This is a genomic window from Thiomicrospira sp., from assembly GCF_036568485.1.
Lineage (GTDB): Bacteria > Pseudomonadota > Gammaproteobacteria > Thiomicrospirales > Thiomicrospiraceae > Thiomicrospira.
Map to the genome: position 1 here is coordinate 1 of NZ_DATCSL010000039.1, position 19588 is coordinate 19588.

The 19588-nt window shown below is 44.8% G+C and carries 18 protein-coding genes; 14 read left to right on the forward strand and 4 right to left on the reverse strand.

Going from position 1 to position 19588, the window contains the following annotated elements; all coding sequences use genetic code 11:
• Nucleotides 1-578 (reverse strand): PfkB family carbohydrate kinase (locus VIM91_RS03505; protein WP_331863438.1); only part of this gene is annotated, 578 nt, incomplete at its 3' end.
• Nucleotides 579-778: 200 nt separating this feature from the next.
• On the opposite strand from VIM91_RS03505, the gene VIM91_RS03510 reads away from it, so the two are divergent.
• From VIM91_RS03510 to VIM91_RS03545, 8 genes are all read left to right on the forward strand, one after another.
• Nucleotides 779-1489, forward strand: coding sequence for an acyloxyacyl hydrolase (locus VIM91_RS03510; protein WP_331863439.1), 711 nt, complete (start codon nt 779-781; stop codon nt 1487-1489).
• A gap of 32 nt (nt 1490-1521) precedes the next feature.
• Nucleotides 1522-2466, forward strand: coding sequence for a KpsF/GutQ family sugar-phosphate isomerase (locus tag VIM91_RS03515; RefSeq protein WP_331863440.1), 945 nt, complete (start codon nt 1522-1524; stop codon nt 2464-2466).
• Between the two features lie 12 nt (nt 2467-2478).
• On the forward strand, nt 2479-3753 hold the full coding sequence (gene waaA / locus VIM91_RS03520; protein WP_331863441.1) for a lipid IV(A) 3-deoxy-D-manno-octulosonic acid transferase: 1275 nt from the start codon (nt 2479-2481) through the stop codon (nt 3751-3753).
• Between the two features lie 79 nt (nt 3754-3832).
• Nucleotides 3833-4702 (forward strand): hypothetical protein, encoded by an 870-nt coding sequence (locus VIM91_RS03525; RefSeq protein WP_331863442.1) that lies wholly within the window; start codon nt 3833-3835, stop codon nt 4700-4702.
• Nucleotides 4693-5580, forward strand: a complete 888-nt coding sequence (locus VIM91_RS03530) for a prepilin-type N-terminal cleavage/methylation domain-containing protein (RefSeq protein WP_331863443.1) — start codon at nt 4693-4695, stop codon at nt 5578-5580. The genes VIM91_RS03525 and VIM91_RS03530 overlap by 10 nt, the downstream gene beginning before the upstream one ends.
• A gap of 44 nt (nt 5581-5624) precedes the next feature.
• Nucleotides 5625-7016, forward strand: a complete 1392-nt coding sequence (locus tag VIM91_RS03535; protein WP_331863444.1) for a type II secretion system protein — start codon at nt 5625-5627, stop codon at nt 7014-7016.
• An 83-nt stretch (nt 7017-7099) separates the two neighbouring features.
• The gene (purE, locus tag VIM91_RS03540) at nt 7100-7606 is read left to right on the forward strand and encodes a 5-(carboxyamino)imidazole ribonucleotide mutase (protein WP_331863445.1); all 507 of its coding nucleotides are present in this window, start codon (nt 7100-7102) and stop codon (nt 7604-7606) included.
• A gap of 71 nt (nt 7607-7677) precedes the next feature.
• Nucleotides 7678-8781 carry a 5-(carboxyamino)imidazole ribonucleotide synthase gene (locus VIM91_RS03545; protein WP_331863446.1) on the forward strand — a complete coding sequence of 368 codons (1104 nt, stop codon included), beginning with the start codon at nt 7678-7680 and terminating at the stop codon, nt 8779-8781.
• 59 nt (nt 8782-8840) lie between these two features.
• Here the strand turns inward: VIM91_RS03545 and VIM91_RS03550 are convergent, their stop codons facing one another.
• Together VIM91_RS03550 and VIM91_RS03555 are read right to left on the reverse strand one after the other, a co-directional pair.
• Complete coding sequence (locus VIM91_RS03550) at nt 8841-9395, reverse strand: thioredoxin family protein (RefSeq protein WP_331863447.1); 555 nt, start codon at nt 9393-9395, stop codon at nt 8841-8843.
• 26 nt (nt 9396-9421) lie between these two features.
• Complete coding sequence (locus VIM91_RS03555; RefSeq protein ID WP_331863448.1) at nt 9422-11575, reverse strand: methyl-accepting chemotaxis protein; 2154 nt, start codon at nt 11573-11575, stop codon at nt 9422-9424.
• Between the two features lie 280 nt (nt 11576-11855).
• Here VIM91_RS03555 and metK point away from each other — a divergent pair, with 280 nt between their 5' ends.
• From metK to gshA, 4 genes are all read left to right on the forward strand, one after another.
• Complete coding sequence (metK, locus tag VIM91_RS03560) at nt 11856-13013, forward strand: methionine adenosyltransferase (RefSeq protein WP_331863449.1); 1158 nt, start codon at nt 11856-11858, stop codon at nt 13011-13013.
• 40 nt (nt 13014-13053) lie between these two features.
• Nucleotides 13054-13923: a methylenetetrahydrofolate reductase [NAD(P)H] gene (gene metF / locus VIM91_RS03565; RefSeq protein ID WP_331863450.1), complete on the forward strand. Its 870-nt coding sequence runs from the start codon at nt 13054-13056 to the stop codon at nt 13921-13923.
• Nucleotides 13924-13934: 11 nt separating this feature from the next.
• Nucleotides 13935-14672, forward strand: a complete 738-nt coding sequence (locus tag VIM91_RS03570; protein WP_331863451.1) for a 16S rRNA (uracil(1498)-N(3))-methyltransferase — start codon at nt 13935-13937, stop codon at nt 14670-14672.
• A gap of 92 nt (nt 14673-14764) precedes the next feature.
• Nucleotides 14765-16060: a glutamate--cysteine ligase gene (gene gshA / locus VIM91_RS03575; RefSeq protein WP_331863452.1), complete on the forward strand. Its 1296-nt coding sequence runs from the start codon at nt 14765-14767 to the stop codon at nt 16058-16060.
• A gap of 34 nt (nt 16061-16094) precedes the next feature.
• Here gshA and VIM91_RS03580 read toward each other — a convergent pair whose 3' ends face one another.
• The gene (locus VIM91_RS03580) at nt 16095-16913 is read right to left on the reverse strand and encodes a YihY family inner membrane protein (protein ID WP_331863453.1); all 819 of its coding nucleotides are present in this window, start codon (nt 16911-16913) and stop codon (nt 16095-16097) included.
• Nucleotides 16914-17024: 111 nt separating this feature from the next.
• Between VIM91_RS03580 and VIM91_RS03585 the strand changes: the two genes are divergently transcribed.
• Together VIM91_RS03585 and VIM91_RS03590 are read left to right on the forward strand one after the other, a co-directional pair.
• Nucleotides 17025-19394: an EAL domain-containing protein gene (locus VIM91_RS03585; protein WP_331863454.1), complete on the forward strand. Its 2370-nt coding sequence runs from the start codon at nt 17025-17027 to the stop codon at nt 19392-19394.
• 1 nt (nt 19395) lies between these two features.
• Complete coding sequence (locus VIM91_RS03590) at nt 19396-19560, forward strand: hypothetical protein (protein ID WP_331863455.1); 165 nt, start codon at nt 19396-19398, stop codon at nt 19558-19560.
• Nucleotides 19561-19588 lie beyond the last annotated feature (28 nt).

The following is a 19588-nucleotide window of genomic DNA, read 5'->3' on the forward strand; positions in this document are numbered from 1 at the left end:
GATTGATTTGGTTTAATCAAGGTCGCACCTTTGTAGCGGCTAAAATCCTGCCCTTTTGGATCTATCAAAACCGGCACACCGGCTTCACGAGCGGCTTCAATCATAGTCTCAATATATTGCAATGAACCTTTCGCGTAATCGGACAACACCAGCGCGTCAAATTGCGCGACCTTTTGAACTACCAAGTCAGCTAATGCCTTGGCTGAGACGGCCGCAATCGGCTGTTCAAAATCCATCCGAATCAATTGTTGATGATGACTTAATACTCGCAATTTGCAAATCGTACCGCTTTCGCAATAAACCCAGTCGCACTTAACTTGCGCTTTCTGCAAAACTTCATCTAATTGTTTACCAGAAACATCCTGACCAATAATGCCCATTAAATGCACTTGCGCACCTAAGGCTGATACATTTAAAGCCACGTTTGCCGCGCCACCTGCGCGCATTTCATTGCCTGATACTTTTACCACCGGAACCGGTGCTTCGGGTGAGATGCGGCCAGCTTTGCCGGTCCAATATTGGTCAAGCATTACATCCCCGACCACTAATAGTTTTGCATTTGAAAAATCTTGAATCATAGCGTTTGGATAACCTTTAACGAGTCACGTCATTAAGACGCCCGGAATTAAGCCTAAAGTTTATCAGGATTTTTGCGAATGAACAGACGATCCTAGCCTTATTCAGGCGTTTTACACACACAAACGAGTTACGCATCAACAAGGGCGGTAAAAATCCCATTAAAACCAATTTTATTTATATAATGGTGAGCCTTATATAAATGGCGACCCGCAAGCCGTCAAAATTTGAACTCTATAATTTAAAGATGACCATCAAAATCATGAAAAAAAACCTGTCCGCCTTTGTTTTTCCAATTCTATTTAGCTTAATTTTAATGCCGACTAAAGCCATGTCGACTGATATTGGTGGCGTATTATGGCGCGGGGCGACCTGGGCAACGCTAGGTGCAATTGGCTATACGAATCCATTTGGTGCTGACTCATTTCGCATGACTTTTGGTGGGTACCCAGACCATGACGCGCTGCAGCTTGAAGCTAACTTGCGTTATAACTTGGGCGAGACCATGCCGTTTATCTCTTCATCCAGCATTCGTCCATTTTTAGATGTCAGTTATTCTTCGTGGCAGTTTTTAAAAGACGATGGTCTATCTATGACGAACAAAGGCAATGCATTTGGTATTGCGCCGGGTGCGCGTTTTGAATGGCCCACTTTTGCTTATATTACTAATTTCATAGATGTAAGGGCTGGTGTGAGCATTCTTGCACCTGATAAATTAGAGAATAAAGACGGTTCGGTACGCAACTTTGGTGGCAATTTCACCTTCTCTGAACAGTTTGCGATCGGTGGCTTTTTTTCGACTAAAAAACGTTGGGAATGGCAGCTCGGTGTTCAACACCATTCCAACCACAATATTTACGAACAAAATAATGGTATCGAGTTTTATAACCTAACCTTTGGTTACAATTATTAAACCATTTACCCCACCAATTAGGAGCGAACGGCATGAGTCATAAAAACCATCTTGAAGTGGCTAAACAAGTTTTTGAAATTGAAGCCCAAGCCATCGAAAATTTATCGCTGTTATTGGATGAGCAATTCGAGCTGAGTGTTGACGCCATTTTAAAATCTAATGGCCGTGTTGTGGTGTGCGGCATGGGTAAGTCGGGTTTAATTGGTACCAAAATTGTCGCCACCTTGGCGAGCACTGGTACGCCTTGTTTCTTTATGCACCCAGGTGAAGCGTTTCACGGGGACTTGGGTATGGTTTCGCCTGAGGATGTATTTGTGGCCTTATCGAACTCAGGCGAAACCGAAGAAGTCATTCGTTTATTGCCGTTTTTAAAAGACAACAAAAACGTGATCATTTCAATGACTGGCCGCCCTGACTCAACCCTAGCAAAAAACTCGGATCATCATTTAAATATTGCGGTTCCCAAAGAAGCTTGCCCACTGCAACTTGCGCCGACTTCCTCGACAACCGCCACGCTCGTTATGGGTGATGCGTTGGCGATTGCTTTAATGCAAGCGCGGGATTTTAAACCGCATGATTTTGCACGTTTTCATCCAGGTGGCAGCTTAGGTCGTAAATTATTGACCAAGGTGAAACATGAAATGCGTACCCAACCTTTGCCAACCGTGGCAGCCGATGCATCGATGAAAGAGGTCATCCACACCATGAGTGAAGGTCGTTTGGGTTTATGTATTGTAGGTGAAGCCGAAGGCATTATTACCGATGGTGATTTACGTCGTCACCTCGATATTAACCCGATGGACCTAATGAATTTAAGTGCGCGTGACATTATGACCGCCAATCCTAAAACCATTCAGGCTGAGGCCAAATTGTCAGAAGCTGAAGAGTTAATGAATAAACTTAAAATAACGTCATTAGTAGTGAAGGATCAGGACAAACTGGTCGGTGTAATTCAAATTTACGATTTAAATAAATAACCAGGCCTGGTAATGACCCTTTGGCTTTATCGAACCCTACTTTGGCTTGCGTTTCCATTTATTGTTTACTCTGGCTGGAAACGCTGCCATAAATCGTCCGATCCTGATACGCCGATTTACGACTGCTTTCGCGCACGTTTTGGTTTAAAACGCGCCGAATATCAAACTGGCGGCATCTGGATTCATGCGGTTTCGGTGGGTGAAACTCGCTCAATTTTCCCCCTACTCAAGCAGCTGCATCAAACCTACCCAAACATGCCGTTGACCGTCACTAACGGCTCTACCCAAGGTGCATTGCAAGCCTTAAAGTTTTCGCCTGTGCCGATTCAACACCAAATGATTCCCTATGACTATGCGTTTGCGGTTCAACGTTTTCTGAATCAAATTCAACCCAAACTGGTGATTATGATCGAAACCGAAATTTGGCCCAACTTATACCAGGCCTGCTATCAACGCGGTATTCCGCTGATCTTAGCCAATGCTCGTTTAAAACAGGGTTCGTTTGAGTCTTACCAAAAGTGGGGTGGTCAGCTAGTTAAAAATGCCTTGAACCAAACCCATTTGATTGCTAGTCAATTTGATATTGACCGCCAGCATTTTATCCAACTTGGCGCCGAACCCTCTAAGGTCAAAACGCTTGGCAACTTAAAATTTGATATTGAAATACCACCAGGCCTGCTGGTTGATGCTCAACACTGGCGTGATCAACATCAATTAAACGAACGTTTTGTGTGGGTCGCGGCCAGTACGCACGCGGGGGAAGAAGCTCTAATGCTGCAAGCGCATGCTGAACTGCTTAAAACCAGGCCTGGTGCTTTATTAATTTTAGTACCACGCCATGCCGATCGTTTTGAGCAAGTGGCGCAAGAACTCGCACAAACCTCAGTCATGTTTACACGCCGTAGCCAAAATCAATCAATTCAAGCCGATACCACGGTCTATTTGGCGGATACAATTGGCGAGTTAATGCTGTGGTTTGCTGTTAGCGATGTGGCGTTTATTGGGGGTAGCTTGGTGCCATTTGGCGGCCACAATATTTTAGAGCCAGCGGCATTAGGCAAACCGGTTATCTCCGGGCAATATCACCAAAACTTACAGGCTTTATACGATTCTTTTAAGCAGGCGAATGGCTTACTGATTGCGCAAGATGTAGATCAACTCAGTCAACAACTGATTGAACTCAGTGAATCTATAGAACAACGCCAACAAGCGGGTCAGCGCGCAAAGCATTGCTTCTCTCAACAAACCGGGGCATTAGAACGTTTAATTGAACAATTGCCAATTTAGCTAAAATCACTTAATTTATAGCTACTTACGAATATTCGGCTTTTCTCAACATTTTAAATTAAACGCCATAAGGATGATCATGCCCCGTTTTCCGGCTCAAAATCAGCAAGGCTATGCCTTGCTTCTACTGGTGTTAATGCTATTTATGGCAGGTTCAGGCATGCTCTACACTATGATGGGACCGCAAGCTAATAAACTAAAACACCAAGCCAGCCAGAAACAAATGGATTTGTTAGAGCAAGCCAAATCGAACCTATTATTGCATGCGATGTCCACGCCTGAAATTTATGCCACCGACAGCAATGGCAATTTTTACGCCGGTGATCGCATCCCATCTCCTGGCTATCTACCCTGCCCGGACACCAACAATAACGGCAGCTCTAATACGCCTTGCGGCCAAGGTGAAGACATAGTTATTGGTCGACTGCCGGTAAGTTTGGCGACGCGCCATTTTCGTTTTATTGATAACCGCTCATCACCGACCTTTATTTGGTATGCGGTTGACAGTCGTTATGTGATTCAAAACTCGGACTATAATAATCCGCCCATCCAACGTTATGCACCGCTTAACAGCAACCTGCCCGGCGAAGGTCGAATCCAGTTAGACAATCAAACCGACCTAGTCGCCCTGCTTTTTATCTCAGATCAAGTGGCATCGGGTAGCGATTTAACGTCCATCACTCTGGACAATTTCATCAACCCAGCCCTAAATCAGTTCACCCGCCAAAATACGCGTGCGGTGACAATTAGTCATCAAGAGTGGCAATCTCAAGTACAAACACGCGTGCAAAACCAACGTAGCGCACTTTGCTTGTTAGACCCTCAAATCCCACACTGGTTTAATGAATGCAATAATCAAGAAGCCAACACAACCCAATGCCCCGCCATTAATGATGGTCGCCTCAGCAATCCGGTTGGCTCAAACTGGCGAGCCCTGTTATGTTCTTAGCAAAACCTCAGCAAAAAGGCTTTAGTTTGCTCGAAATGGCGCTTGCGCTTTTATTGGTGGGCATTCTGATTCAGGCATCCATCTCGATGCTCAGTCAAAACCAGCAACGTCAAACCTACAAAGCCACCGAGCAAACCTTGCAAGACATAAAACAAATATTACTCAGCTATATCCAAATAAACCAATATTTGCCCTGCCCCGATACGGACGGTGATGGGCTCGAAAACCGAGAAAGTGCCGGCGATTGCTCCGCTCACCAAGGCGCTTTTCCTTATTTAGAGTTTGGTGGTGTTGGTCAGCAAGACGAATTTGGCAATCCATTTTTTTACGCCACCAACACAAATAGCACCAGTACCACCTCTGCTAATAACTTACGTCTTGCTTGTCGTTCAGCCAGTGTGTTTGCGAATGCTGGCGCCATCACCAACGAGTTTTATCAATGCCCCGATGATTTAACCATGCACTGCCTCTCTAGCCAGTGCAATAGTCATTGTGCTACTGGGTGCAACTTGGTTGAGCGTTCACGCGCCACAACGCCTTACTTCAACCAAATCACCAACCCCTTAGGCACGAGTAGCTCATTTTTAGGTTCGCTACGCGTATGCTACGATCAAACGTCTGAGTGCGATGGAGACACTGGCTTTAGTTTACTCGCAGCGAACTTAATTCCACTGACGGTGATCAGCTTTGGACAAAACGGCGCCCAAACTTGGCAAAACTGCAGTCAAGCTTCAAACCGAGAGCAAGAAAACTGCGATGGTGACCGCTATTTTCAGCAACAACCGATTAGCCAAGACTTTGACGATCAGCTCACTTGGATAAGCATGTATGAAATCAAAGCCCTACTCAGCCAACATATAAATTGGCATAATGAATAATTATGCTCACGAATCAAACACTCCGCCAAACAAGGTAACAAAACATGACTCGCAAACACCAGACCGGATTTACGCTTGTTGAAATGGCGATCGTGCTCGCCATTCTGGGGATTGTATTAAGCGGATTGTTTGCCGGCACCAGCGCCTTAAGAGAAACCAGCAAATTCAAAGAAGACCAACAAAAACTCCAAGACATAAAAGCCGCACTTTTAAGTTATGTCGCCGTCAACCACTATTTGCCTTGCCCAACCAACCCAATAGGCGGTAACACTGGCTTACAATCTCCGCCTGAAAATCGTGCCGCAACAGATGGCAGTTGTGACCTTAGCTATGGCTACTTGCCTTATGCTGACCTTGGCACTCACGCGGTTAACGCTTATGGTATTCCTTTTCACTATGTAATTAATCAGCAGGCCAACCTAGCGGCGAATACCAGTAATGAAGCACATAGTGCTAGCTATTTTGGTGCAGCAGATTGCGCTATCAATTCAGGCAACCCGCCATGTTTTAATCAAACAACGCCCCCCATACCAGCGGACACAGGTACCGGCAACTTTCAAATCAGCGATGGTGGCAGTCAAATACTGGCCGAAAATATACCATTATTGGTCATATCTCACGGTCAAAACAACTGCAACAATGTAACTGGCTTTGAACAACAAAATTGTTCAGACAGCGCCACAACCTATTTTCAAGCACCACAAAATCGTGAAGGCAGCAACGCATTTGATGATGTGCTAATTTGGCTATCATCGCTCGAAATCAAGCGCACGCATTTAAATAGTTTCACACTTGATACAACGACCCCGCCTACAACGCCACCACCGCTACCACCAGGCCTGGAACCTGCTCCAGACTATGAAAGCATCGACTTTAATACCGACCAAACCCTAGAGGGCGACTATGATGGTACAAACTTGGATATCATCACTAACAACAGCGATAACGACAAGGTTTTAATTAAAGGGGATGTTAACGCCGCTCTTAACTTAGGTAACGGAACAGACACGCTATATCTTGTAAAGGATGACGCTGGAAATGGCGGCGATTTAAATGCGCCTTTAACAGGTTCTCAACAATACAAAACCATCTATATTGAAGGCGATGTAAACGCGGATATTATTTTAGATGGCAACCAAGGCAACATTGTCGAAGTGGGAGGCAATGTAAACGCCACCATACAACTTAATGGCAATGGCGCAAATCGTTTAATCGTTCACGGCAGTATCAATGGGGCTGGCAACATAGATATGCAAGCCAACAATGACAACACCAGCTATATTGGCACCAACATACTCGGGCCAGTAACCGTAGATGAAACCGTGTTTTTAGGTAAAACATCAAACCAGCTCTCAATCGATGAATACAACCGAATTGATGCAAACTCAATTAACTGCCGAGACCCAAATGACGACTCAAGCTTTATTGCTTGCTAAAAGCCGTCAAAAACTCACTCACTTGACTCTTTTCAATCCTGGGGTATAATTCACGGTTTTTTCAAATCTGAGAGGGCAAAACCATGCCAGCATCAAACCAACCGTTAGTGGGTGTTATTATGGGGTCAAAAACCGATTGGCCAACAATGCAACACGCCGTCGATATGCTGACATTGTTTAATGTTCCACACGAAGTCAAAGTTGTGTCGGCGCACCGCACGCCAGATTTGATGTTTGAATACGCGTCCCAAGCCGAATCCCGAGGCCTAGAGGTCATTATTGCGGGCGCGGGTGGCGCAGCGCATTTACCAGGCATGGTGGCGGCCAAAACACTCATCCCCGTTCTAGGTGTCCCCATTAAGTCTCGAGCTTTAAATGGTCAAGATTCATTATTATCCATCGTACAAATGCCGGGTGGCATCCCGGTCGGTACACTGGCAATTGGTGAAGCTGGCGCCAAAAATGCAGGCATTCTGGCCGCGCAAATGGTTGGCACACAACGTCCTGATATTCGCAACGCGGTACGAGCTTGGCGTCAAGCCCAAACCGACGATGTACTCGCCAACTCCGATCCGCGTCTCGCGGAATAAGCCTATACAAAACATGGCGTGATAATTCAGGTTAAAATACCTGTATTAAACTATTTCTGGGGATTCGATATATGACACCGTTTAGCCGTCGAGTGGGAATTTTAGGCGCTGGCCAGTTGGGTCGCATGTTGGCCATGGCGGGTTATCCACTCGGCCATAAATTTGGCTTTTACGGCTTAAACCATGACGAACCCGCCGCCATGTTAGGTCATATGCACCTTCAATCCGACGAAGCGCATAGCTTAAGTCAATTGGTAGATTTTTCCGAAGTAATCACTTACGAAAGCGAAAACACCTCCATCGAACTGCTCGAAAAAATTAGTCAAACTACACCGGTTTATCCCAGCGTTACTTCGCTTTACTATTCGCAACACCGAGCGCGTGAAAAAGCTTTATTCCGCGAACTTGATATCCCTTGTGCCCCCTACAGCTTGGTGAGCAACTTAGCCGAACTACATCAAGCCGTTGACATGATCGGTCTGCCCGCTATCCTTAAAACCAGTACAGAAGGCTATGATGGCAAAGGCCAGTTTGTGATTAAACAGACCGACCAGATCGAGCAGGCCTGGTCTTCGATTGGTGAACGCGAAGCGGTTTTAGAAGGTTTTGTCGAGTTTAAACGTGAATTATCCATTATTGCAGTACGCAATACTGACAATCAACAAGTGTATTATCCACTGGTTGAAAACCAACATCACGAAGGCATTTTGCGCCTAACTATTGCGCCTGCCCAACAAATTAGCTCCACGATTCAACAGCAAGCAGAAAGTTATATGCAAGCCTTGCTCAATAAAATGGATCATATTGGTGTTTTGACACTTGAACTATTTGAAACCGAAGCAGGCCTGGTGGCAAATGAAATGGCACCACGCGTCCATAATTCCGGCCACTGGACCATGGAAGGTGCGCAAACCTCACAATTTGAAAACCATATTCGCGCCATTAGCGGCTTACCGCTTGGTGCCACTGCACCACGCCAAGCCTTGGCCGCGATGGTGAATATTATTGGTCAGCATGGCGACATTAAAACCGTTTTGCAAATGCCAAACGCATTTTTACACCTCTACGACAAAACCGAACGTACTGGCCGTAAGCTCGGCCACATTAATGTGGTCGCGCACAGCGAAGCAGAGTTACAAACGAGTTTAAAGCAACTTAAAACCTGGATGCCTTAGTACTCAAATTAGGCACAAAAGTACAAATTTTTACTCTGTATCTGTGCCATGAATGCCAGCTAAACCTTCCACTTAATTGAACAACCCATAGAAGGGATTTGCTCAAGCGGTCCTTGACCCGTTTGTGCCACTTGCTTCATGGCCTCAAACAAATCACGCCGCACATTCTCGGCCGCCGCTTCTTTACGCGAGGCATCCAAACGACCCCGATATTGCAGTTTCAATTGCGTGTTATAACCAAAGAAATCTGGCGTGCATACCGCGCCATAAGCTTTCGCCACCTGTTGAGTTTCATCCAGCACATAGGGAAAAGGAAACGCCCATTTTTCGGCCACCGCCTTCATATTCTCAAACGAGTCTTCTACATATTCATTTGGATCGTTCGACATAATCGCAATACTGTTCACACCCAGAGTTTTTAATTCCTCGCAATCTCGAACCAAACGCGCCTGAATCGCTTTAACATAAGGGCAATGATTGCATATGAACATAATCAACAGCCCATTCGGACCTTTTGCTTTATCTAAGGTCCAAAGCTGACCATCTACACCGGGTAATTCAAAATCCACGGCTTCTTGACCAAAATCACAAACAGGGGTTGTTAAACTGACCATTTTTTCTCTACTTTATTAAAGGTTTATTAACTTGTCTTAGCTTTTTCTTTGGTCAATTCTAAAGGTTTAGCACCGAGCGTTTGATTTTTTTGCGTGTTAAAAAACTGCATATCTTTTTCTAAATTTTCTGCCTGAACACTCATACTATCAGCAGCCGAAGCGGTCTGCTCTACCAAAGCGGCGTTTTGTTGGGTGACCTCATCAATTTGCCCGATGGCTTTGTTCACCTGCTGGATACCTTCCATCTGCTCACTTGATGCTTGAGCAATTTGGCTAATTTTATCCACCACTTCATTAATAGATTGATTAATACCGGATAACACATCACCCGATTCCGATGCAAGCTTGGTACCCTGGTCAATACGCGCCACACTTTCTGAGATTAACAGTGTAATATCTTTTGCGGCCTCGGCTGATTTTTGCGCCAACGAACGAACCTCTCCCGCTACAACAGCAAATCCACGACCATGATCTCCTGCTCGCGCGGCCTCTACCGCTGCGTTAAGAGCCAATAGATTGGTTTGGAAAGCAATGCCATCAATTAAGGTCACAATCTCAGAAATCTTATGGCTCGACTCCTGAATTGCATTCATGGCTTCAATCGTTTGCTTCATCACCAAAGAACCATTATTCGACTGGCCCTGCACGGTATGAGCCATATCCGACGCATCTTGTGCAAGGTGTGCATTGTTTTTGATGGTGGAGCTCATCTCCTCCATGGTAGCGGATGTTTCTTCAACAGCGGCGGCTTGTTGTTGAACACGCTGACTCAAGTCCATCGCGCCTTGAGCGACTTCCCTTGAGCCTTGTGACACAATTTGTGCTGTTTGGCTTGCTTGATTTATAGTGTCTGAGAGTTTTTGAACCGTATTATTAACTGACTGCTTAAACTCATTTAAGCGACCTTGATATTGCCCCATCACAGTTTTCGTTAAATCACCTTGTTCGACCTGCTTCATGACTTCAATGGTTTCATTCACCGGTAAAACAATGCCATCTAACAACTTATTAATACCTTCGATCATCTGACGCCAGTCGCCTTTAAATTCTTCAATATCCGCACGCTGGTCAAGCTTTCCTTGAGACACGCTGTCAATCAAGCTCGAAGTTGCCAAACTAATAGCTTTCAGATTCTCACGAACAGAATCAATCGTTTCGTTGATAAAGACTTTTTTACCCGGTAGTTTTTCAATGTCCGCGTCAAACTCACCTTCGCCAAAAGCCTTCACAACCGCAAAGGCTTCCTGGGTCATCTGAGTTTGGCCACTGACCATTAGATTAATCCCTTTCGCAACCTTACGAAAATCGCCCTGAAACTCGTTTTCGTCCAGCATGACGTCGATATCGCCGGCATCATGCTGTTTATACATCTTATTTAAGTCCCGCAAGAGTAACTGAATCGTTTCTTGCAAACGCTTTACCGAACCTAACAATTGACCGGTTTCATCCGTTGTTTCAACCGTGATTTTTGTCGATAAATTACCAGATGCAATATCATTCGCCGCATGCATGGCTTTGTTTAACTGAACCGAGATATTTTTTGGAATGACATACGCAATCCACAAGGCCGCCAACAAAATCAAACCCAAAATAATGAGGGTCATTTTCACAAACTGCTCCAGCTGACGTGCCAAGTCTTGGCGCATTTCAACAGACTTAGATAAGGCCGCTTCCCCTGCTTTATCAAGACTATCGCGCAACACAGAAAAACTTTGTTCTTCTTGGGCTCGCAAAGCGGTTATAGTTTCTTGATTTGCGCTACCAATCGCCCCAACCAATTGATCAGAATCAGCTTTCCATGCATCAAAATCGGCCTGAAAATTTGCTGACTGAGCCAGCACATCTGGGTAGTCATGCATAATCTGCTGATATTGCTTATACCGATCCGCTACCTGTTCGGCATTTTCTAGTCGGTCACTGTTTTGTTTATCAAACGCGCCATATTGGGCCATCATATTTAACTCAGCGACCTTAGCTTGATATAAATCCCGATCTGCATTCAGTGTGAGTGAAATCGATTTAACAAACTTCTCGGCTTGGAGCTCAATCGAATCTTCTTGCATTTTTAGCATCCAGGACGACGTACCGAGTAAAACAATAATCGAGAGTGCCAAGATCATAATCGGAATCGAACTCTTAACTCGAATACGATTAAATGCTTTTAATTTATTACTCAACATAAACGGCCCCTTTTTACTAAAAAACACCCATACGAAACACATTAAAAACATAATTTTAAATATTTTTCAACTTAAAAATAAAAATCTGAACCATCTGACCTAATCGCAGACGACTCAAGCGCCTCTTGGTTTGACTCTATTGAAATTTATGCCATAATATTCACTTGCGCCGATTTGATTATCAGCTTGCGGGCGCGTTAAATAAGTACGGCTAAAGCGAGGAGTGTTCCCGCCTCTTTCCGTACCTCTCTTTTGTTTTTTTGAATGCGAGGTTGCACACATGACTACCACTGTTTTTACTTCTGAATCAGTTTCCGAAGGTCATCCAGATAAAATTGCCGACCAAATTTCTGATGCGATGTTGGATGCGATTTTGCAACAAGATCCGCGCGCACGTGTGGCTTGCGAAACCTTTGTTAAAACTGGCATGGTGTTAATTGGCGGCGAAATCACCACCAGTGCCTGGGTTGACCAGGAAGAATTGGTGCGTAAAGTCGTCAAGGATATTGGTTATGACAGCGCCGATCTAGGCTTTGATGGCGACACCTGTGCGGTATTAACCGCCATTGGCAAACAATCCGCCGAAATCGCGATGGGTGTAGATGAGTTTGACGACCATGAACAAGGCGCGGGTGATCAAGGTTTAATGTTTGGCTACGCGTCGAATGAAACCGATGTTCTTATGCCGGCCCCTATTTACTATGCACACCGCTTAATGGAGCGCCAAGCGCAAGTTCGTAAAAGTGGTGAACTACCTTGGCTAAGACCTGATGCTAAAAGCCAGGTAACCCTGCGTTATGAAAATGGCCAACCTGTCGCGATTGACGCGGTGGTTTTGTCTACCCAACACTCCCCGGATATTGAAAATGCGGCACTACGCGAAGCGGTAATGGACTGCATTATCAAGCCGACCTTACCAACTGAATGGTTACATAAAGACACCCAATTTCATATCAACCCAACCGGGCGTTTTGTGATCGGTGGGCCTGTGGGCGATGCGGGATTAACTGGACGTAAAATTATTGTCGATACCTATGGCGGTATGGCACGTCATGGCGGCGGCGCTTTCTCAGGAAAAGACCCATCGAAAGTGGATCGCTCAGCCGCTTATGCTGGGCGTTATGTCGCTAAAAACATTGTCGCCGCCGGTTTAGCCGACAAGTGTGAAATCCAAGTTTCTTACGCGATCGGTGTGGCCCAACCCACCTCAATCAGTATTGATACCTTTGGCACTGAAAAGGTCAGCGTTGAGCGCATTGAACAATTAGTACGTGAGCATTTTGATTTACGTCCGAAAGGCTTAATTGCGATGTTAGATTTATACCGCCCAATTTACCAAAAAACCGCTTCTTACGGCCATTTTGGACGTGAGTTGCCTGAGTTTACTTGGGAAAAAACCGATAAAGCGGCGGCACTAAGAGCAGACGCAGGACTATAAAATAGTCCGCGTTGCCTCGCAACCAAAAAGGATTTTTAGAATGAAATCACAGCAGAAATATCCACAGGGTTTGAGCTTAGAGTGTTTCCCTCCTCGCACGCCGGAAGGTTCATTAAAACTAAACCAAGTGATTGATGAATTAGCACCAATCAACCCAGAATATATCTCGGTCACCTATGGCGCTGGCGGTACCACGCAAGAAAAAACCTTAGAAACTGTCAAACACATTCAGACCAATACGGCCTTTGATGCGGTTCCGCACTTAACCTGCATTGGTGCAAGCCAAGACAGTATTCGTGCATTACTCAAAACCTATCAAGACCTAGGCATCAAACGCATTGTCGCTTTGCGTGGCGATATGCCATCCGGCATGATGGACCCGGGTGAGTTTAAATACGCGGCCGATTTAATTGCGTTTATTCGCCAAGAAACGGGGGATCAGTTTAAGCTTGAGGTGGCCGCTTATCCAGAAACACACCCGCAAGCTCGTAACTGCGATCAAGGCATTAAACATTTTAAACACAAAGTCGATCAAGGTGCCGATGCGGCGATTACACAATATTTTTTTAACGCCGACAGCTACTTCTACTTTATCGACAGCTGCGAAAAAGCCGGGATTGATTTGCCCATCGTTCCGGGCATTATGCCCATCACTAACTACGAACAATTGATTCGCTTTTCGGCCATGTGCGGTGCCGAGGTGCCACGCTGGTTGAAGTGCCGTTTGGAAAGCTTTGAAGACGATACTGAAAGTTTACGCGCATTCGGTCAAGAATATGTAACCCGCATGTGCCAGCGCTTGCTCGATCAAGGCGCACCAGGCCTGCATTTTTATAGCATGAACCGGACTCAACCAACGCTCGATATTGTGCGCGATTTAAACTGGCGCCAAGATCATCTGCAACTCTAAGCGCGATTAATATGCGTATTCCTAGGCTTTATTTACCGGGTGATTATCAATCTGGTCAAGTATTAAACTTGACTAAAGAACAAACACATTACGCCTTAACCGTATTAAGGCTGAAAGCCGATCACCCGCTTGAAGTGTTTGATGGTAAAGGACACCAAGCGCAAGCTCAGCTTCAAATTATCAACAAACGTGAAGCCCAAGTCACGCTTGGCGAAATTCAACGCCCTAATACGGAATCGCCCCTCCAGACGTTACTGGTGCAAGGAATTTCGCGCGGCGAACGTATGGACTACAGTCTACAAAAGTCGGTTGAACTCGGCGTCAGCGCCATTCAACCTGTTTTTAGTGAACGCTGTGAGGTTCGACTCGACCCACAAAAAGCCGAAAAACGTCGTCAACAATGGCAAGCCTTGGTAATTAGTGCCTGTGAACAATCCGGGCGCTGTGTGGTGCCGATTGTGCATCGACTTATCACTTTAAACCAATGGTTTGCTGACCACCCACAACAACCAGGCCTGGTGCTTGATCCTTATGCACAACACAGCCTAAAGACCTACCAGCCAACCCACCCTAAAACTGCCGAACTGGCTCTGTTAATTGGTCCTGAGGGCGGTCTGAGCGATACGGAAGTGGAGCAGGCCAAGAAACATGGTTTAACAGCCGTATGTTTGGGTCCACGTATCTTACGTACCGAAACCGCCGCTCCTGTGATATTGAGTCTGCTTCAAGCCCAATTGGGCGACTTATAAAACCGACATGTTTAGTCGGATATTTATTATCAGGCGAACGCTTTGCTATAATGAGATTTCTTAACAACGCAATTGAAACCGAGTTCTAGACTATGCCGCATTCTTATAAAGTTCCAAATTTAAAAACCGCATTAAAAGGGCCCTTGCTTGAACTCGAGGCTCACTTTCTTGACCGCAGTGCGGCCATCGAAAGTTGGTTTCGCCAACAATTCCGCGAAACACCTGCTCCTTTTTATGCGTCAGTTGATCTACGAAACGCAGGCTATAAACTGGCGCCGGTCGATACCAATTTGTTCCCAGCAGGATTTAATAACCTGCACCCAGATTTGCGTCCTTTAGCTGTGCAAGCCACTCAAAATGCCATCACCCAGGCTTGCCCGATTACGGATGGCGTATTGATTATTCCAGAAAACCATACTCGCAATATGTTCTATTTGGAAAACGTTTGCACCCTCAAAGAAATCATTGAAAGCGCCGGATATGAAGTGCATATTGGTTCACTTAATCCGGATGTAACCGACACCACACCTATTGAATTACCGTCCGGCAAAACGTTGGTACTCAAGCCGCTGATTCGTCAAGGCGAACGCGTGGGGGTTGAATCGTTTTTTCCTTGCGCCGTGTTGCTCAACAACGACCTGTCTTCTGGGCGTCCAGCGATCTTAGAGAATATTGAACAGACTCTGCTGCCACCATTAGACTTAGGCTGGGCAACGCGTTACAAAACACAGCACTTTAATCATTATGCCGATGTTGCCAAAAGTTTTGCCGAGCTGGTGGATATTGACCCTTGGTTAATTACACCCGAATCCATCCAATGCGGCCCAATCAACTTTAAAGATGGGACTGGGCTCGAAAAAATGGCCCAAACCGTTAACAAGGTATTAGAAAATACCGCCAACTATTACCACGAGCACGATATTGATTGTAAACCCTTTGTCATCATAAAATCCGACAGCGGTACTTACGGCATGGCGATTATGTCAGTCAAAAATGCAGAAGATGTCTTAAACTTAAACCGCAAACAACGCAACAAAATGACCTCGGCCAAAGAAGGTTTAGCGGTAGATAAAATGTTGGTGCAAGAAGGGGTATACACGTTTGAGAAACTGGAAGAAGCGGTAGCCGAGCCAGTAGTTTACATGATTCATAATCATGTTATTGGCGGTTTCTATCGCATACACACAGGTAAAACAGCCACCGACAACCTCAACTCCCCTGGCATGCATTTTGAACCTATGGCCTTCCAACAGTCTGGGGTTTTGCCGGATCAAAACCAAACCCCCGATGCCGAGCCAAATCGTTTCTATGCCTATGGCGTGGTCGCTCGTTTAGCCTTATTAGCGGCGGCGCGCGAAATTCAATCAACCCGAAGCGCGAAGGCATAACCTCAACAAGGTGAGCGCGTTCGCTCACCTTATCTCAGCTTGTAGCGGTTTTAAGCTTATGCCACTCGGCTAAAATCGCCGCATTCCAAATTACAATAAACCAAACTAAATAAAGCCACAATAGAAACAAAGGCACCGCTGCCATCGCACCATAAACCAAATCATAGGTTGGAAACACGCTCACATACCAGCTAAACCCCAGCTTTAATAACTCCATTTGCACGGCGGCCATCAAGCCCACCCACCAGGCCTGTTTTAAACCTACTTTAGCAATCGGAACAAACCGATATAACATCATAAATCCCAGCGCACTAAACAATAAAGGCAATAGGTTTAAAAGCGGACTCAAGCCCAATCCATCGAGAGAAAAGTAACCTAAAAACGGGCTAGCCAATAAATAAGCACTGATTAACAAACTCAAACCCAGCAACAACGGGCCAATCAGACTAATACCTAAATAGTGCAATAAACTGACCCACCAGCGTCGTTGGTATCGATTACTCCACATAGTGTTTATCTTTTGATCAATCGTCCAAAGCAACATCAACGCGGTCACAAACATCACCACCAGGCCTGGTATCGTCAATTGCGAAGCTTGTTCAGCAAAACGAAATAAATATTGTTGAATGGCTGGCTGAGAATCTGGCATTAAATAAGTTACAACCTGCTGCATCACCAGTTGTTGAAAAGGCTCAAACCAGCTTGATGTCGAAAACAAACTTAACATAACCGCCAGCATCGGCACCAGGCCGATTAAGCTGGTATACGCCAAGATGGCTACGGCTTCGGTTCCTTGCTTACGCCAAAATCGTGCAACCACATTTTGCCAAAATTGGATTGATAACCCCTGCATCCTGCCAGCCCCCTTATTTCTAGCCCTATCACTAATATTTATTTGTGAGTCATCTTAAAAGACACCATAATAAGCGCTAGCTTAATACTGCTATTAATTAACTGGATCATTGTGAATAAACCCACTAAAAACACTACTTTTTACGTCGCGCTTGGCTATATCTTAATTTGTAGCCTCGCCTTTGCTACCAGTTTACTCGCCTTCAGTTTTGAAAACCGGATTCAAGAGTCGATTGAAAAACTCGATCAACAGTTTCAACAAAAAGAACTGGTGGAAAAACTTTATCAAAACGCGCGTGATCGCAGTATTTTACTCCTCCAAATGGTCACCGCTAAAGATCCGTTTGAACTGGATTATTATCAAATGCAACTTTACGATCGTGCGGGCAAAATCATGGTTGCATTACGTAAATACCAAACCATGGAAACCAATGAAGAGGAAAAACAGCTTCTCTCGCAACTTTTGGATGAAACCACACTCAATCGTGACTTACAAAACCGTGTCATGACATTAATTCTAAACCAGCAACCCGATGCCGCACTCGATTTATTGGTACTAGAGACCTTACCCATTCAAGAAAAAGCCATCCAACTTTTTCAAACTTTATACGGCATCAAAGACACACAACTTAAAGAGTCGCGCCAAAAAGTAGATCACGATGTAACCGCAATTAAAAATCTCTGGATCTTTACACTGGTCAGTTTTTTTATCTTGATTACCCTCATCAGTATTTATACTTTAAAAAAGCTCCGACAAGCTCAACGTATCCAGCATGATTTTCAAACCGAGTTGGAACAAAAAGTAACCGAACGCACCAAAGAAATTGTGCTCGACAGCGCTATTTTACAAAACATTCATGAATCGATTGCGATCACCACCGAACAAGGCAAATTGGTCAAAACCAATATTAAATACAATTCGTTAGTTAAGCCGTTTCAATTGGATCGTCAACTCGATATTTGGACACTTTTGCCACAACTTTTTGTCGATATTGATATTGAACGTTTGTTTACAGATGTGATTCAGGAAGGCTACGCACGTCAGGAAGGTTGTTTAAACTCCGACCTAAATCGACACTATTTAATTGATGTCCACCAAATTCAAGATGTTCGGCTCGATAACACTTATCTATCGTTTTTGCTAACCGATGTAACGCATCTCAAACAAACACAGAAAGAGCTCGAAAGCTTAGCTAACTACGACCTAGTCACTCAATTACCAAATCGTAACCTATTCCAAAAAACCGTTACCAACTGGATAAATCAGGACAACAATCAAGCCTTTGCTTTATTCTTTCTAGACCTCGATAATTTTAAATGGGTCAATGACACCCAAGGCCATGAAGCCGGTGATCAAGTCCTCAAACAGGTCGCTCAAATTATCCAATCTCACCTGCCGGACGACAAAAATCATTTGGTCGCTCGACTTGGTGGGGATGAGTTTGCCATTGTTTGCCGAAGCTGTGACGAGCTCATGCTGGCTAAACTGGCCAATCAACTAATCGATTCGATCAAACAGCTTTACCAAAACAATCATCAATCACAGACTCTGGGCTGTAGCATTGGGATTGCGACCTTCCCCAAAGATGGCAATAGCTTAGAAGATCTAATGCGCCATGCCGATTTTTCGATGTACAAAGCCAAAGAACAGGGCAAAAACGGTTATTGTCTATTTTCCGACAAGATGAACGAGCATATTCACTACCTCTACCAAACTGAAATTAATCTACACCAAGCCCTAGTTAAACGTGAGTTTTTCGTCGTCTACCAGCCCCAGTACCAATTAAATAGCTTAGAGGTGACGGGAGCCGAAGCACTAATACGCTGGAAAAAAGAGGATCAACTCATCCCGCCAGCCGAGTTTATTCCGCTGGCCGAAAAGTTTGGTTTAATTAATGCGATTGGCGGATTTGTGCTTGAAACCGCGCTCACTCAACTCAAGCTATGGCAGCAAACTAACAACCCACTCAAACGCGTTGCGATCAATGTTTCTAGCGCTCAATTAAACGAAACCGGCTTTACCCAACAAGTCAAACAGCAACTTGATCTTAACGACCTAGCACCTCACCAACTTGATTTAGAAATTACCGAGAGTTTGCTGCTTGATCATTTAAGTGAAGACAATCAAGCCTTAAGTATTTTGCAAAAGAAAGGCTTAGAAATCTCGATTGATGATTTTGGTACGGGTTATAGCTCGCTGGCTTATATTAAACATCTGAATGTAAATCGAATTAAAATCGATCAAAGCTTTGTGCGTGATTTAACCCATAACGCTGAATCCTACTCTATTGTTAATGCGATTATTACCATGGGACACAGCTTAGGATTAAAAGTGCTAGCCGAAGGTATTGAAACCACGCAACAACTGGCATTATTGCGTGAACTTGGTTGCGATGAGGGGCAAGGTTATTTATTAGCTCGTCCACAACCAGCTGATCAAGTCAGCTTTGAACCACTTAAGTTAGATAATTTTGAGTCATAATATGGCGAAATTAGAGTCGGACACTCAAAAAGAAATTAAACACTTACTTGAACGTATTGCACAAGCTGAAAACAAACGTAATTTGAACTTGCCCAGTGTTAGTCCTGAAGCCGCTAAGTTACTTGCCGACCAAATTAAAGCTATGCTGCGTAAAACACTACACTAAAGAATAAAGAGCGAAAAGGATTGTAAAG